13 protein-coding genes are annotated in these 16,085 nt (G+C 39.3%); 1 reads left to right on the forward strand and 12 read right to left on the reverse strand.

The features are described 5' to 3' along the window. Positions 1–118: 118 nt before the first annotated feature. The 12 genes from A5888_RS02865 to A5888_RS02920 form a co-directional block, all read right to left on the reverse strand. A complete protein-coding gene (locus A5888_RS02865) occupies positions 119–469 on the reverse strand; it encodes a YlbG family protein (RefSeq protein ID WP_086347740.1) in 351 nt (116 codons plus the stop codon). Beyond that, positions 459–890: a YlbF family regulator gene (locus A5888_RS02870; RefSeq protein ID WP_086347741.1), complete on the reverse strand. Its 432-nt coding sequence runs from the start codon at positions 888–890 to the stop codon at positions 459–461. Before A5888_RS02870 ends, A5888_RS02865 begins: the two co-directional genes overlap by 11 nt. 5 nt (positions 891–895) lie before the next feature. Then, a complete protein-coding gene (locus A5888_RS02875; RefSeq protein WP_086347742.1) occupies positions 896–2,041 on the reverse strand; it encodes a CAP-associated domain-containing protein in 1,146 nt (381 codons plus the stop codon). Between the two features lie 19 nt (positions 2,042–2,060). Further along, positions 2,061–5,489, reverse strand: coding sequence for a pyruvate carboxylase (locus tag A5888_RS02880; protein WP_086347743.1), 3,429 nt, complete (start codon positions 5,487–5,489; stop codon positions 2,061–2,063). A 37-nt stretch (positions 5,490–5,526) separates the two neighbouring features. Then, on the reverse strand, positions 5,527–6,723 hold the full coding sequence (locus A5888_RS02885) for an FtsW/RodA/SpoVE family cell cycle protein (protein WP_086347744.1): 1,197 nt from the start codon (positions 6,721–6,723) through the stop codon (positions 5,527–5,529). 3 nt (positions 6,724–6,726) lie between these two features. Continuing rightward, on the reverse strand, positions 6,727–7,029 hold the full coding sequence (locus A5888_RS02890) for a YlaN family protein (protein ID WP_170924683.1): 303 nt from the start codon (positions 7,027–7,029) through the stop codon (positions 6,727–6,729). A gap of 434 nt (positions 7,030–7,463) precedes the next feature. Continuing rightward, positions 7,464–9,236, reverse strand: a complete 1,773-nt coding sequence (recQ, locus tag A5888_RS02895) for a DNA helicase RecQ (RefSeq protein ID WP_086347746.1) — start codon at positions 9,234–9,236, stop codon at positions 7,464–7,466. A 169-nt stretch (positions 9,237–9,405) separates the two neighbouring features. Then, positions 9,406–10,185 (reverse strand): ABC transporter ATP-binding protein, encoded by a 780-nt coding sequence (locus tag A5888_RS02900; protein WP_086347747.1) that lies wholly within the window; start codon positions 10,183–10,185, stop codon positions 9,406–9,408. After that, positions 10,186–11,070 (reverse strand): ABC transporter permease, encoded by an 885-nt coding sequence (locus tag A5888_RS02905; RefSeq protein WP_086347748.1) that lies wholly within the window; start codon positions 11,068–11,070, stop codon positions 10,186–10,188. Positions 11,071–11,207: 137 nt separating this feature from the next. Beyond that, on the reverse strand, positions 11,208–12,206 hold the full coding sequence (gene trpX / locus A5888_RS02910) for a tryptophan ABC transporter substrate-binding protein (protein WP_339101899.1): 999 nt from the start codon (positions 12,204–12,206) through the stop codon (positions 11,208–11,210). 447 nt (positions 12,207–12,653) lie between these two features. Further along, the gene (locus tag A5888_RS02915; protein ID WP_249274402.1) at positions 12,654–13,232 is read right to left on the reverse strand and encodes a GNAT family N-acetyltransferase; all 579 of its coding nucleotides are present in this window, start codon (positions 13,230–13,232) and stop codon (positions 12,654–12,656) included. 123 nt (positions 13,233–13,355) lie between these two features. Next, positions 13,356–14,030: a hypothetical protein gene (locus A5888_RS02920; protein ID WP_086347750.1), complete on the reverse strand. Its 675-nt coding sequence runs from the start codon at positions 14,028–14,030 to the stop codon at positions 13,356–13,358. Between the two features lie 401 nt (positions 14,031–14,431). Between A5888_RS02920 and A5888_RS02925 the strand changes: the two genes are divergently transcribed. Further along, positions 14,432–16,081, forward strand: a complete 1,650-nt coding sequence (locus A5888_RS02925; protein WP_086347751.1) for a phosphoenolpyruvate carboxykinase (ATP) — start codon at positions 14,432–14,434, stop codon at positions 16,079–16,081. The last annotated feature ends 4 nt before the right edge of the window (positions 16,082–16,085 follow it).

Raw genomic sequence — 16,085 nt, forward strand, 5'->3', positions numbered from 1 at the left:
TGTACCAAATCACTCTTATACCTATTCAATAGTCCTATTTTATCCTCAGTTCATGGAAAAAAGATGAAAAATGTTTGAAATTCCTCCACATTCTTCATCTTCTCATCTTAAACTATGATCAAACGTTTTCTGCCAAACGAATCTGAGTATTGATTTCTTCTACTTCAAATCCTTCTTCCTCTACATATTGGTAAGCTGCTTTCGTACCAATCTTCTCAGCAAAATTCATTTCCACATCCGGACGATAAGAACGTTCTACCTTACGAACAAAATGCAGGCTGTTGATTTTTTCTTCCGCAGTCTCAATGTTTTCTTCATTCATATACAAAACGACATACTTCATTCTTCTGGAAACATACTGAATAAATCCATGACGCTTCAGTGTTTTCAACTGCTTTAACGAATAGACCCATACCACTATTGATCTTCGTTTTTGAATAATCAATTCTTTTTCCTCATCAACTTGCATGACAACTACCCCCGCATCCATGGTTATTTCCTTTTGTAAAGAATGGATTTCCAGCATCTACTTTGATGTCTTCGGAAATCGTCTTTGCTATCGCAGTACTGACAATATCAAGAATATCCTGCACCTCTGTCTCTGATACTCTAAAATCAGCGACTTCTTCGCACATATCCAGTTGTCTTTTAGCCTGTCTCAACGCTCGTTGCTTCGTTCTAAAGTCAGGCGCATGAGAACCATAATTCTCAATCCGCTCAAATTCTTTTTTTGATGTTAAAAAGTTGACCAGCTTTGTCTGCACACTTTCTGAACATCTCATTTTTTCTTTATTCCTTTTATATTGATCCACAGTTTGACTACTCAATACTGTCTGAATCAATAGTTCTGTTTGATCTTCTATATCAAAAAGTGATTCATTCACTATCATTTTATCTACCTACTATCCTCTGTTTCTTCTGTAATATTTTCAACAGCCTGTATTAAGACTAACACATCCTCTTTAGAAAAAGCAACGCCAATGGCTTCATTTTCATCCCTAGAAAAGCGGGAGTAGTATGCGCTGTCTGAAAACCAATAAAGTGCTGTAAATGAAAGGTCATAAACAGGTGTCATAAAAATCCCCTGAGATTTACGTAAATCCAACTCACTTTTGGCAAGCATTGATTCAAATTCTGAATTTGTGAAAATAAAAGAAGTGGCAATTTCGCCTAAACTCTCACTTTTCACGCGAGACAATGACTCTAGCCGCTCAACGGAAAGAAAATCTACCGCATTTTCTTCATAGAACTTCTCTTCATAAAATTGATAGAGCTGTTCTGCATTTTTTTCAGCAGATATATGGAAAGAATAAGCGGGCAATGCCTCGTTTATTCGAATCATATTGATCATACGAATCATTGTTTTTTGTTTCTCGTCAATCATTTCAGGTAACAAATCACTGATTGTGATCGGCAATGCTTCTCCGGCTATCAGCTGATACGGCATGACCGTCAACAAGTATTCTTTGGATAAATAAACTACACCAGACAGAACATCTTTTCCTTGCGCAAAGAAGAGCACCGCAAACGTTTCGTTATCAAAAGCAAATAGCGGTCGATAATTCATGTCCTCCTCCATCAATTCAACAGAATAGGCCATATCCTTATAGCCTATTTCAAAATTTGAAAAAACCGTGGTGATATCAGATACCTCAGAAAGAGTCATCCCTATTTCAAACGGGTGCATAGCCTCTGTTGTATTAAAGGCCTTTACTGCACATATCTTCTTATCCTTCACACTTACTTCCATATATTCACTATCTTCTTCACCAAATGTCCAAAGCTCATAACCTAGTCCAGTATCATAAGACGTCAGTGGTTCTCCAAACACATCGGTAAATTCATTGATTTTTTTTCCTATGTATAGAGCATACCCGGAAGCGGGCAGCTCTTCATGTGGCAATGCCGTATGAAAGACATCTGCTCTGTTAATGTCCTCTATGTCGATCTCAGCTTTTTCAGGAGGAAAAAATACAGGTTGAAGATAGCCAATGACCAATACCGAAATGAGTACTGCTAAAAAAGCTAAAAATCGTTTCATTTGTTCCTCCTGATTCACCTTATTTTTCTGTTAATTCAATCAATAGGTCCCCAGAACTGATGGGTTCTCCTTCAGTCACATAAATATGGTCAACCGTTCCGTCAAAATGAGCATCCAGACTGGTCTCCATCTTCATCGCCTCAGTGATCATCAGCGGATCACCTTTTTTGACCTTGTCTCCTTTTTTAACCAGTATTTGTAAGACTGATCCGGACATCGTTGCACCAACCTGCCCTTTGTTCGTTGGTTCCGCTTTACGCTTCGTCTGAACACTGGATATGATTGAACGATCTTTGATGACAACTTCTCGTCTTTGTCCATTTAGGTTGAAGAAAAGCGTACGATTTCCTTCAATATCTGGTTCACCAACTTCGTCAAGACGAATAATCAAGGTCTTTCCCTTTTCGATCTGTACTTCCACTGACTCCCCTAAGCGAATGCCGTGGAAGAATGTCGGTGTATCCAATAACGTAACATCTCCATATGTTTGATACGATGTTCGATAATCAAGAAAAACTTGTGGGTACATCAAGTAGCTCAGTACCTCTTCCTGTTTTGGCTCATAGCCGATTTTCTCTGCCAGCTCTTTACGAACTTGATCAAAATCAACGGGTGCTGCCAAGCTTCCTGGTCGCTCTGTAAATGCTGGTCGTCCTTTAAGAATAACTTTTTGCAGTTCTTTAGGAAACCCGCCTACAGGCTGACCTAGATCTCCTTGGAAAAACGTCACGACAGATTCCGGGAAGCTTAATTCGCCACCACGATCGTAAATGTCTTGCTCTGTCAAATCATTTTGAACCATAAACAACGCCATATCTCCAACTACTTTAGAAGACGGTGTTACTTTGATGATGTCGCCAAACATCAAATTCACTGTTCTGTACATTTTTTTGATATCATCCCATTGATCCCCAAGGCCAATAGCTTTTGCTTGCTGCTGTAAATTGGAATACTGACCACCAGGCATCTCATGCATGTAGACCTCTGTTTGAGGGGCATTCAGCCCGTTTTCAAATGGCGTATAATACATCCGCACATCTTCCCAGTAATGATTGATTTTTTGCGCATTGTCTACATCAATGTCAGGCGTACGTGCCCCATTGACCAGTGCGTAATACAAGCTCGTCATACTTGGCTGACTAGTCGCTCCACTCATAGCGCTCGCAGCCACATCAACAATGTCAACACCTGCTTTTGTTGCCGCAGAATAAGTGATGATCCCATTCCCACTTGTATCATGGGTATGAAGATGGATAGGGATATTCACAGTATCTTTCAATTCACTGATCAGGCGGTATGCAGCCTGAGGTTTCAGTAAGCCAGCCATGTCTTTGATTGCAATGATATGACTACCTAGTTGTTCCAACTCTTTTGCCATATCTTTGTAATATTGAACATTGTATTTTGCTCTCTCCGGATCATTGATATCCCCAGTATAGCAAATTGCTGCTTCTGCAATTTTCCCTGAATCACGAACCGCTTGAATACTTTTTTCCATTTGAGGAATCCAGTTCAAGCTATCAAATATCCGGAATACATCGATCCCCTGAGTCGCAGCCTCCTTAATGAATTCTGCAATCACGTTATCGGGGTAATTCTGATAACCAACAGCATTAGAACCTCTAAATAGCATTTGGAACAGCATATTTGGCATCAATTTTCTTAGTTTTCTCAACCGCTGCCAAGGATCTTCATTTAAGAAACGGTAGGCAACATCAAAGGTTGCTCCGCCCCACATCTCACTGGAGAAAAGCTCTGGAAGTCCTTCTGCTGTCAGCTGTGCGATTTCTTTAAAATCTTGCGTCCTCACTCGGGTTGCAAGTAAGCTTTGATGAGCATCTCTAAAAGTTGTATCTGTCAATAGAACATTTTCTTGTTCTTTGACCCATGTAGCTACTGCATCTGCTCCTTTTTCATCAAGAATATTTTTAGCTGTCACAATATCCTTTTTCACAGCAAGTGTCTTTGGCACTCTAGGTAGTTCAAAGAATTTTTTCGTCGTCTTTTCAATGCCTGGAAAGCCATTAACTGTCACTTCTCCGATAAACTTCATTGTTTTATTTCCGCGGTCTCGCACCTTTGGAAATTCGAACAAGTCAGGTGTGTTATCAATAAATGTTGTATTCGCTTCACCAGAAATAAAGACCGGATGACTAACAACATTCTGTAGAAATGGAATATTCGTCTTGACCCCTCTCACACGGAATTCCTTCAAGCAGCGTTGCATTTTCTGCACCGCCTTTTCAAAGCTAAAGCCATGTGTACACACCTTAACAAGCAAAGAATCAAAGTAAGGCGTGACTGCGTAACCAGAATAAGCATTTCCCACGTCTAAACGAACACCAAAACCACCTGGCGAGCGGTAGGTATCGATTTTCCCTGTATCAGGCATAAACTGATTCAACGGGTCTTCCGTTGTGATCCTGCATTGGATTGCAGCACCATTCAATGTCAGATCCTTTTGTTGCGGAATCTGCATCTCTTTATGCATATCCATTCCTTGTGCAATTTGAAGCTGTGAAACGACAATGTCGATATCCGTGATCATTTCCGTAATCGTATGCTCTACCTGAACACGAGGATTGACTTCAATAAAATAGAAACGATCCCCTTCAACCAGGAACTCTACCGTTCCGGCGTTCACATAACCAACATGGCGCATCAATTGAACTGCTGCATCACAGATTTCATGACGCATCTTCTCATCCATTGAAACGCAAGGCGCTACTTCGACTACTTTTTGATGACGTCGTTGAACAGAGCAATCTCGCTCAAATAAATGAATCACATTGCCATGTTGATCCCCTAAGATTTGAACCTCTATATGTTTAGGATTTGAAATGTATTTTTCTACATAAACTTCGTCTGAACCAAACGCAGCTTTTGCTTCACTTTTTGCTCGATCATACCCTTCACGTGCTTCCTTTTCATCATGCGCAACACGCATACCACGTCCGCCGCCGCCCAAGGCCGCTTTGATCATGACAGGAAACCCATGGCTTTCTGCAAAGCTCAGAACCTCATCCACAGTATCGACAGGTCCATCAGAACCTGGAATAGAAGAGATCCCTGCAGCTACAGCAGCTTCTTTTGCCTTTATCTTATCTCCAAAAATATCCAAATGGTGGGATTTAGGTCCGATAAATGTTATACCTTCTTCTTCACAACGTTGTGCAAATTCAAGGTTTTCAGATAGAAAACCATATCCCGGATGAATTGCATCAGCGCCACATTTCTTAGCGATACTCAAAATACCTTCAATATCCAAGTATGCCTCAATTGGTTTCTTCCCTTTTCCGGCTAGATAAGCTTCATCAGCTTTAAAGCGATGGACAGAATATTCATCTTCTGCCGCATACACTGCTACTGTTCTGATACCCAGCTCAGTACACGCTCGAAAAATACGTACGGCGATTTCGCCTCGGTTTGCTACTAAAACTTTCTTCATTTTCCCACTCCTACCTCTTAATTTTTACCTTCAGTAATTATCTATCAGTTTCAATCATCTGATATTCGTCAACAAGTCTCTGTCTTTTTTCATCGGCACTGATATTCAATACAAAGCCAATTGAGACAGAAATAATCAATAAGCTGTTCCCGCCATGACTTAGGAATGGGAATGTAATACCTGTCAAAGGAATAATCCCTGTAATCCCGCCCAGATTGATGAAAACCTGGATTAGCAACATTGCTCCAATACCTATACACAGTAAGGAGTTAAACGGCTTTCTAGAACGAACGCCAACTAAAATAATACGTGCTATCAAGAAAAATAGAATGACAAGGATGATCAATGAAACAATTAATCCTAGTTCTTCCACTGTAATTGCAAAAATAAAGTCAGAATGAGCCTCTGGTAGAAATCCTTTTTTCTGGATGCTGTTCCCCAGACCTCGACCAAACCAACCACCGTTGCTTATAGCATAATATGAATTTACTAACTGGTGTCCTGTATCTCGTTCATCAATAAAGGGATTTAAAAACACTTCAAACCGCTTATAAACATATTGGAGATTTGCCGGAATAAAGCTTCCTTTAGTGAGTAGCAATGCTTCTATAAAACCAATACTTCCTAAAATCCCTAGACCACCAAACAAATACGTGTACATATAATTAATTCCACTTGATAATAGCATGACCATTGCAATCAACGTCAACACTGCCGCATTTCCCAAATCGGGTTGGATAACGACTAGAAAAATCAAAAAGCCAACTAGCAGCATGGGCCGCAGTACAGCCTTTTTAAATTCTCTATCAATGTATTTTTGTCTCCTTGCCAAAATATAAGCCAAGTACCAAATAACCATAATTTTCAGGTATTCCGCCGGTTGCATAGAGAAGCCACCGATTCTGATCCAGCCTTGAGCACCATTGATCGTGACCCCAAGATTTGTGAAACGAACAGCTAGCAATAAGGCTGAAATAACAGCAATTGCTAACATAATAAACCCTTTATTCTGGTAAACAGATGTTTTCATTTTATAAATGAAGAACATCGCAACAAGGCTTAACACCCAAAATTGCAACTGATTAATGACCATTCCTGCAGCAGGCAGTCCCTTACTCATTTGATTAGCTGAAGTTGAGCTGTAAACCATAATCAAGCCTACACAGCTTAAAATCAAATAGGGAATCAAAATACTGTAGTCAAGCAAATGCCTCTTCTTTACTTTCTTTGGCAAAGCTTAAACCTCCTTGCCACTCTCTTTTTTATCTTGTGTTTCTTCGTATACTTCAGTATATAAACGATTAAGTTCTTTTTCCAAATTACTCAATAGCTGATGTCCTTCTTTTGAGCTCAAGATTCCAAGACGAATAGCATAGGTCATTTGTCTTGAAAAACCATACATTTGTGTATCTACCACTTCTTCAAATGCTTTACATTGAGAGATACAGAGACTGTTCTTTTGGTTGCGGATCAACATTTTGATTCTGTCCGCGTCTTCTTTCAGCAGTTCTAATGCAAACTCTTTTGAAATAGGTTCCATCTGTATTCAACCTCCTATCTTAATTAAACAATTATAGCATATTTTCTAACTTTATTAATAGAAATTTTCTGAAAATCAATGGACTAAACCAATTTTTAATTTTCATAATTGTTTGCTTCGCAAAAATACGGATGTCTTCGCGTCTGAATGTACTTTTTTTCAACTTCTTGGGTAATATTCCTAAAAAATCAATTGTAAATTATCACTGAAGCCAAGTAGTACCAACACAGTCACACTAAACAATAGGGCGAAACTCACAAAAATTACTTTATAAATTTTTGTTGAATTCCATTTTATTGCCAAAGGAGCCACTTCTATCTCACCATTTATTCCGTTTTAGATGCACAGAAAGTATGGGGGTTGACCTATGTTCCATGTGCTTTTCCTTTAACCCATAGTAGCAAATTTTGACATTTTCTGCATGGTATTCTATCTTACTGTTTTTGTGCTGAACGGTATTCCTCGATTGCAGATAGAAAAATCTCACCATACTTATCCAATTTGTTTTGCCCCACACCTTTGACCTGCAGTAGCTCGATTGGATTTTTAGGTAGCTTCTCACAGAATTCCTTCAAGGTACTGTCAGAAAAAATCAAATATGGCGGAACATTCTCATTTTGGGCAATATCCAATCGCAACGCACGCAGTGTTTCAAATAATTGATCATCAACTGCCAATCTTCTAATTTTCTGATCTTCTTTTCGATACACTTCCTGTTTTCCAAGTAGCACCTCAATGCCTGATCCGGAAACTGAAAGCAAAGGAAATTGCCCATCTGACGGAGTCAAATAGCGTTCTGCAGTTAGATAGTCAATGAGCTGACTGACTTCCTTTTGTGTACGATCCTTCATCAAACCATAAGTAGGTAATCGATCAAACTTCCATTGATCGATTTTCTGATCCTTTGAACCAGTCAATACCTTGGCTACAAGCCCTTTTCCAAAATGCTCGCCCATTCGTTTCACACAGGATAAAACCTTTTGTGCGTCCACGGTTATTTCAACAAGGTCTCGATCATCCAGACAGTTCGAACACTGACCGCAATCTGTCCCCTTTTCACCGAAATATCGAAGAATGAACTTTTGCAAACAAACCTGTGCATTCGCGTATTGGGACATTTCCCGAAGCTTCATATATTCTTTTTGCTTATACTCGATAGGGGAATCTGATTGATCAATAAAGTATTGCTGAACCTGTAAATCCTGAGGCGCATAAAAAAGCACAGCATCACTTGGCAGACCGTCTCTTCCGGCACGACCTGCTTCCTGATAATAAGATTCAATATTTCCTGGTATTTGTGCATGAATAACAAACCGTACATTACTTTTATTGATCCCCATTCCAAAGGCATTTGTTGCCACCATCACTTGTACTTCATCAAACAAAAACTGCTCTTGATTCTGATTTCGAAGACTCTCGTTCATCCCACCATGATACATCCCGACAGCATGATTCTTACTTTTTAACAAATGATAAATACGCTCAACTTCTTTTCTTGTACTGGCATAAATAATTCCGGATTGATTCTTGTTCATTTTCAAATATTCCAAAAGAAAAACGTCTTTATTTTGATCTTTTATCACTTGAAAGGATAGATTTTCTCTAGCAAAACCTGTCTTTATTTCATTGTTTTCCGGAATATCCAATTGCGCTATTATGTCTTCAGCTACTTGAGGTGTAGCTGTAGCTGTCAATGCAATGATTGTCGGCGTTTGCTGAAACTTGCGAATAACCTCTGCCATTCGTAAATAGCTTGGGCGAAAATCGTGTCCCCATTGTGAAATACAGTGGGCTTCATCTACAGCTAATAAATCGATATCGATGTGCATCAGAAGCTGTTGGAATTCAAAGGATTCTAAACGTTCCGGCGCTATATAAAGCAACTTAATTTTCTTATCTACAGCTAGTTGAATTCGCTGGTTGATTTCTTGAGAGGATAAGGTGCTATTAATAAACGTTGCCGGAATTCCCATCAAACTGAGAGCATCCACCTGGTCCTTCATCAGAGAAATCAAAGGTGAAACAACGAGCGTTAAATTGTCCATTAAAAGGGCCGGCAATTGGTAACAGATCGATTTCCCACCACCTGTGGGCATGATTCCCAGCACATTTTCTTTATTTAATATATGGTCAATGATTTCCTTTTGACCTGTTCGAAATTCTTCATATCCAAATACTTCTTTTAATACCTTTTGACTGTCGACCATGAATACTGTCTCCTATCCTTTTCACTGTTAGCCATTTTAACACGAGAAGAACTTTTCATTCAAGGGAACACTGAAAACAGTGATGGAAACTTCCATATAAATAGAAAAAACTAGAAAAATCAGGTCATTCTCGACTGATTTTTCCAGTTAACATCAATAATTGATAGGGTTATTCAACGGCCAGTTCTTCTCCATCTTCAAAGAACATCAGGAGATCCTGTAAACTAAGACTAGCTTTTTCTTCATTTTTCAAGTCTTTGACAATCCGGCCTTTCTGCATAACGATCAACCGATTGCCATATTTCAGGGCATCCTCCATGCGGTGAGTAATCATCAAGCAAGTCAAATTCCCATCTTGAATCCTTTGGTCCGTCAGCTTCATCAGCTGCTTCGAGGTCTTTGGGTCCAAGGCTGCTGTATGCTCATCCAATAATAGCAAACGCGGCTTCGTTAGTGTAGCCATTAATAAGCTCAAGGCTTGTCTTTGCCCCCCGGAAAGATGACCCGTCGGCGTATCCAGGTGTTCTTCAAGCCCATTTCCGACCTCACTACATATTTCTTCGAACAAAGCACGCTGCTCATTCAATTTTCGCGGTTTTAATGATCGTCGCTGCCCTCGATACAAAGCTAGGAGTAAATTTTCTGCTACCGTCATCCGTGGTGCAGTTCCTTGCTTAGGATCTTGGAATACTCTAGAGAAATAATGTGCGCGCTTCTCTTCAGAATAGGAAGTGATCTCTTTTCCATCAATGATGATTTTCCCATCCGTTAGGCCCAAGGTTCCTGAAATACTATTGAACAGCGTGCTTTTTCCGGCACCATTCCCACCCAATACAGTGATAAAATCTCCTTCTTGAATATCAAGGGACACATCATTCAAAATAACTTTCTTTTCGTTCATCCCGTTATCAATAATTTTTTTAGCGTGGCTGATTTGCAAAACAGTCATCTATCTCTCCTCCTTTCCAGAAAATCCTCTGAGATTCAATGCTTTTCTTAGCTGAGGAATCATCAGACAAACGGCTAAAATTGCTGCAGAGAAGATTTTCAAATAAGTGGTATCGAATCCAAGCTTAATCACTGCCAAAATTAGCAACTGATAGATAATGCTTCCAATCACGATTGCCACCAAGCGTTCTGCAAATGTCAGTTCTCCAAAGAGCACCTCACCAATGATAATAGAAGCCAAGCCAATCACGATCACTCCGATCCCTTTATTGACGTCTGCATACCCATCATTTTGAGCAATCAATGCACCTGAGAGGGCAATGATGCCATTTGAAAGTGTCAGCCCCAAAATCTTCATCGTATCTGTCTTGATTCCGATCGAACGTGCCATATCTTCATTATCCCCTGTAGCGATATACGCTTGTCCAAGAACTGTATTGAAGAAAAAGAGCAGCAATCCGATGATCAATGCTAAAACAATGACTCCTAAAAAGATAATATCAAAATAATTAGGTAATTTTAATGAAGAAAAGATATCCTGTATCTTTGGTTGATTTAATAAAGATAGATTCGGTGTTCGCATTACATAAAGAATCACTGAATTTAGTCCGGACATTACCAGTATTCCAGATAAAATTACCGGGATTTTTCCTTTGGTAAAGAGCAAGCCAGTAACCAATCCTGCCCCCATGCCCGCAAGAACACCTAGTATCGTTGCTACTATAGGAGATACACCATGTGTAATGGCTGTCACACAAACCGCACCACCAAGAGGAAATGATCCCTCTGTTGTCATATCGGGAAAGTTTAAAATCCGATACGTCATAAATATTCCTAATCCCAAAATCGCCCACAGCATGCCTTGCCCTATCGCTGAAACAATCATTTTATCCACTCCTGTCATTTTCTATTTATCTCGAACTATTTTTTCTCTTATAAACAACTGTTTCAAAAACAGCTCCACTTCATTTCTTTAGCACACCATACATATTCTTTTTTTTAATATTTGGAATAATTTTCGTCTTAATCTGATCCTGTTCCGACAAGCTTCGCTTCACTCAAAATATCCTCCGGAACAGTTATACCCAGTTTCTTCGCCTGCGCTTCATTGATGATAATGTCTCCTGTTTCAAAGGTATAGATAGGTGTAGTTGCTGGATCTGATTTCCCAGATAAAATATCAGCAGCCATTTTCCCAGTTTGTATCCCTAACTCATATTGATTGATGCCCACAGTTGCCAAACCACCTTCTTCGACCATTGTGTCAACGGAAGGGATAATTGGTGTTTTTGTTTTATCCGCTTCATTGACTACAGTCTGCATGGCATTCGCAATCGTGTTATCTGTAGGAATATAAATAACATCCACTTCACTGGACATTACTTGAACAGTTTGCGCAATCTCGTTACTAGAAGGAACAACATAAGATTTCACTGTAAGTCCAAGTGCCTTCGCCGCTTTTTCAGCTTCGGCTGCCTGATATTTTGAGTTTTCTTCCGCGGAGGAGTATAGAATCCCAACAGAAGCTGCTTTTGGCAATAGCTTAACAGCTAAATCAAATTGTGCTTCCACAGGTGATTTATCACTTACCCCTGTGATATTTCTACCTGGTTTTTCATTTGACTCTACTAAACCGGCACTTACCGGATCCGTAATTGCACCTAATACAATCGGTAGTTTACTCGTACTATTCGCTAATGCTTGTGCAGCAGGTGTCGCAATTCCGATCAATACATCTGATTGCTTATCGATCAGCTGTTGACTCATCGTTGAGAGCTTACTTTGATCTGCTTGACCGTTTTGAAAAACAATCGTCATATTCTCCCCATCTTTATAGCCGCTTTCCTTTAATCCATCTTGAATCCCTCGATAGATTTCATCTAAAGCCGGATGACTGACAAACTGTAACACCCCAACAGTTGGTCGATCTTCCTTTACCTCCTCGTTTTTTTCTGTAAAAAATGAAACAATCAAAAATAGAACAAGGACAGTGAGTACTGCTAATAATTTCTTTGATTTCATTATTTTCCCTCCTATGCTGAATAAGTGCTCATTATTTTTCTTATCAATTATTATATTAATTACACAAAAAGAACAGTGACGGACTCATAGGAGTGGTCACTGCTCTTACACAAAAACCACATAGATAGTTATCTATGTGGTTTGATATCTTAATCAATCAAAAGAACCAGCATAGATACAAATTTTAGAATCCATCATTTGTCTTCTAAAGCTGTATCTATGAAGAATCATACATACAACTTATCTACGCCAGTTTTGCCATGTTTGGTTTTTTAGGTTAGATAATTGTTTCATGTCTGATTCCTCCTGTTATTTTTTCGTTAAACGTAGTCTACACCTAAGTAAATAGTCCTGTCAAGAAAATTCTGAAAACTAACACATATTTTTTATCATTTCCATCGCAGGATCTTGCTGGTAACAAAATAAGAGAGTCCACATCAAGTGAACCTATTTTCTCGGAGATACGTTCAATCGTTTCCGATAGCTCCAACTATTTTTATGTTCCTTGAACGGATAAAATTTCAAGCTGGTAAACATCTTTTGTGACGCTTTATTCCAATTGAAAATCTCGCTTACAAACATAGTGTCCCAGCCGTTTTTCCTTGCTCTATAAATAAAGTATTTGGTAACCTCACGACCAATATGACGATTACGATACTTTTGATCTATAACGATCGCATAGTCATTTTTTGCAAGCCAGACATCTCCGATCGTTCGATAAAAACCATCTGTTAAATACTCTATATAAAATAGCTCACCATGCTTGTTTTGCCAGTCATACATCTGTATGATCTTTTCTCTATCATAAGTTATAGGTTTGCCGACAATACTCTTCATACTCTTTTCATCCTGATACCAAGCCACAGATTCTTCTCTCATCTGGTCAAAAGCAACCAATCGCAATCGCTCATTCAGACAGATTGTTTTCTTTTTAGACCACTTGAAAGAGGGCTCCTGCTTCTTTGCCGGACCCCTCTTTCTATTAAATAACACTGCTGCCTTCTTCTTCCAATCAATAACGATCACGAGAATTCCTTCTTACATAAACAGGGACCGGTGCAGGCTTCCTATTTGCGTTCATTATTAGATAAAAGATACTTAAAGCGAATAAAATCATCGTTCTCATCTTAATCCCTTCTTTCCGTCAGCTTACTGAATTGTCTGTAATTTCTCTTGATGTAACTGCTCCTCATTTGGTGCAACTTCACCTGTTTCTTGCGGCGCATTCTCTTGTGGTGTCGTATCCTGTGTTTCTGTCGGCGTTTGCTCTTGGGTTGCAGGATCTACAGCAGCTAAAGGCAGCTCATTCAACTTAGGAATAAATGCTGTTTTCACATCCATGCTCTCATCGACAGTAAAGCGATTTTTCTCTTTTCCACCTTCAAAAAAGATGACTGTAATTTCATCCTTTTTTACATTATACTTCTTTTCTGTATTTGCTGCATCATATACGATTGGGTAAATGGTCATACTCCGGCTGAATGACTGCATTGTTGGCTCATCCTTGAATAAGGAAATCAACTGATCATATTTTTTTCCACTTGGCACGGCGAACATTACGGTTGCAGCTCGACTCTCTTTGATTTCTTTATCGATTGTTTTTGAATCAGCGAATTTTACTTTTTTTGTTGAAAATGCCACATCTACCAATGAATTGATCTGTGATGAACGAATGTTGGCTTGTGCGCGCGGAATAATCAGAATAAGCGCTAAAACCACGACAACTGCTGCAATTCCCACTCGTAGCAACAATTGTTGCTGTTTATTCAATGTACTTCCTGTATTTTTTGGTTCATTAGTATTTCCTTGTGGCTTCTTTTCCAATATTTTCTCTCCTTATTTCCAGAACAATTGATTATTATGATTGTTCCGTCTTTCTCTTCGGTTCCTCAACATCAGCTGCTGAACTTCCCGCATAATATTTTCCTTATCTCTCCTCTATTATACTAATAGATTCTTTTTTTGCCTAGCAAAACTGATGAAATTCGTTATAGAAAACGCATTCAATATAAAAACAACTATGGTACACTATAGAAAACGAATATGAAAGTCAGCAAGTTCACACTTGAGGCAATTTGGGTGAAAAAAAGCGATATCCATGATTGCATGTTCAATAGTACACATATTTCTTCTTTCGTCTATTCTTAGAAGGACTATCTTTCGCATGTCTTCCCTTCAAAAAGCTAGTACATACTAGTAAACAATAAAAGTCAGGAGTGTTGTTTATGAGTTCAATCAAGCAGTTTTCCCACAAGGAGATCAACAAATCAAATCCACTTTTTTCTCCTGTAAGAAATACCCTGGAAACCATGTTTTATGGAAACAATGTTTCCTTTATCCAATCCATCGCAGAAGCTTATCAGCTAGCGAAGATGGCATCCAGAACCATAGTGACCGATCTTTTCGTTTGTCAGCCGGAACTACTTGGACTGCCAACAGACAGTCGTGTTTTAGTCACAAATGACGGCTCTGTTGTTGGTAGAACGGCCACTGCGCGTCGCATTATTGGACAGCCTGGGGTCGATGAGAACTATTACAGTGGGATATTACGGGAAGCTATGTATCAACTTTCAAAAAAGAAAACCCGCGCAGCGACAATTGGTATTGGGTTATCAGGCGACTTTATGCTCCGTGGACATCTTATGCTGCCAGAAGGATTTGAAGGAAATCTTTATTCCTATTTGTTAAATTTCCAATTTTTTGATACTGCTTTTCATAAGAAATTTGTTGCTTCTACTGCTTATAACGAAGGCGATCTTTATATTGTAGCTGATCCTGATTGGGTCCATCCTGATTTCCCGCAAGGACTTGTCCTTATCGATCCGCTTCACAATTCTGCGGCTATTTTGGGTTTACGGTATTTTGGAGAATTGAAAAAGGCTACCTTGAGCTTGACTTGGGCTGCTGCACATCGTAACGGCTTCATCGCTTGTCATGGAGGGATGAAGCAATACGAAAAAGAAGACAGCACCTATACCATGGCTGCCTTCGGTCTATCAGGTTCTGGAAAATCAACGATTACATTGGCAAAGCACCACAACGAACAAGCTGTTACTGTATTACATGATGATGCTTTTATCATCTCCAAGGAAAATGGCTCATCTATAGCACTTGAGCCTTCCTATTTTGATAAGACGCAGGACTATCCTATGAGTGATCCTGCCGTCACTTACTTTCTGACCTGTCAAAATATCGGGGTTACCTTGGACGATGAAAACAATAAGGTGCTGGTTACAGAAGACATTCGAAACGGAAATGGACGCACGGTAAAATCTTCGCTTTCTACGCCGAATCGAAAAAATCATCTAACGGAAAAAATCGATGCTGTATACTGGATCATGAAAGACGATAGCTTGCCACCTGTTGTTAAAATTGAGGACCCGGTTTTAGCTGCATTGTTTGGTGTAACCTTGGCAACAAAACGATCCAGCGCTGAAAATCTCAGTATCGCTTTTGATCAAGAGCAGCTAGTGATCGAGCCCTTCGCTAATCCTTTTCGCTGTTATCCTTTAGCAGAAGATTACGAAGACTTTTTAGCACTTTTCCAAAAGGGAACCGACTGTTATATTTTGAATACCGGTTATTTTAACGGCGTAAAAATTCAACCGACAGAAACCTTAAGCAGCATAGATAAAATTGTAGAACAACAAGCAACGTTTCTCTCATTTGGTTCATTCGATTCTATGAGTTACTTACCTGTAAATGAGCACATCCCAGACTTTAGCAATCCTCATTATCTGGAAAAGATAAGACAGCGATTGACTGCTCGTTTAGATTTTATCAAAAAGCAACAGACAAGTTTTGAAGGTTACAACGCACTCCCTAATGAAGCTGAATCCGCTCTTTCTGCGTTAATCACTAAAATCGATCAATAGAATT

Source organism: Enterococcus sp. 9E7_DIV0242, assembly GCF_002140975.2.
GTDB lineage: Bacteria > Bacillota > Bacilli > Lactobacillales > Enterococcaceae > Enterococcus_L > Enterococcus_L clewellii.

Coding starts and splice junctions, on each gene's coding strand:
- A5888_RS02890 (WP_170924683.1), bottom strand. CDS start 7,029: ATGGAACCTATTTCAAAAGAGTTTGCATTAGAACTGCTGAAAGAAGAC.
- A5888_RS02870 (WP_086347741.1), bottom strand. CDS start 890: ATGATAGTGAATGAATCACTTTTTGATATAGAAGATCAAACAGAACTA.
- A5888_RS02865 (WP_086347740.1), bottom strand. CDS start 469: ATGCAAGTTGATGAGGAAAAAGAATTGATTATTCAAAAACGAAGATCA.
- A5888_RS02900 (WP_086347747.1), bottom strand. CDS start 10,185: ATGACTGTTTTGCAAATCAGCCACGCTAAAAAAATTATTGATAACGGG.
- A5888_RS02880 (WP_086347743.1), bottom strand. CDS start 5,489: ATGAAGAAAGTTTTAGTAGCAAACCGAGGCGAAATCGCCGTACGTATT.
- A5888_RS02905 (WP_086347748.1), bottom strand. CDS start 11,070: ATGATTGTTTCAGCGATAGGGCAAGGCATGCTGTGGGCGATTTTGGGA.
- A5888_RS02875 (WP_086347742.1), bottom strand. CDS start 2,041: ATGAAACGATTTTTAGCTTTTTTAGCAGTACTCATTTCGGTATTGGTC.
- trpX (WP_339101899.1), bottom strand. CDS start 12,206: ATGAAATCAAAGAAATTATTAGCAGTACTCACTGTCCTTGTTCTATTT.
- recQ (WP_086347746.1), bottom strand. CDS start 9,236: ATGGTCGACAGTCAAAAGGTATTAAAAGAAGTATTTGGATATGAAGAA.
- A5888_RS02925 (WP_086347751.1), top strand. CDS start 14,432: ATGAGTTCAATCAAGCAGTTTTCCCACAAGGAGATCAACAAATCAAAT.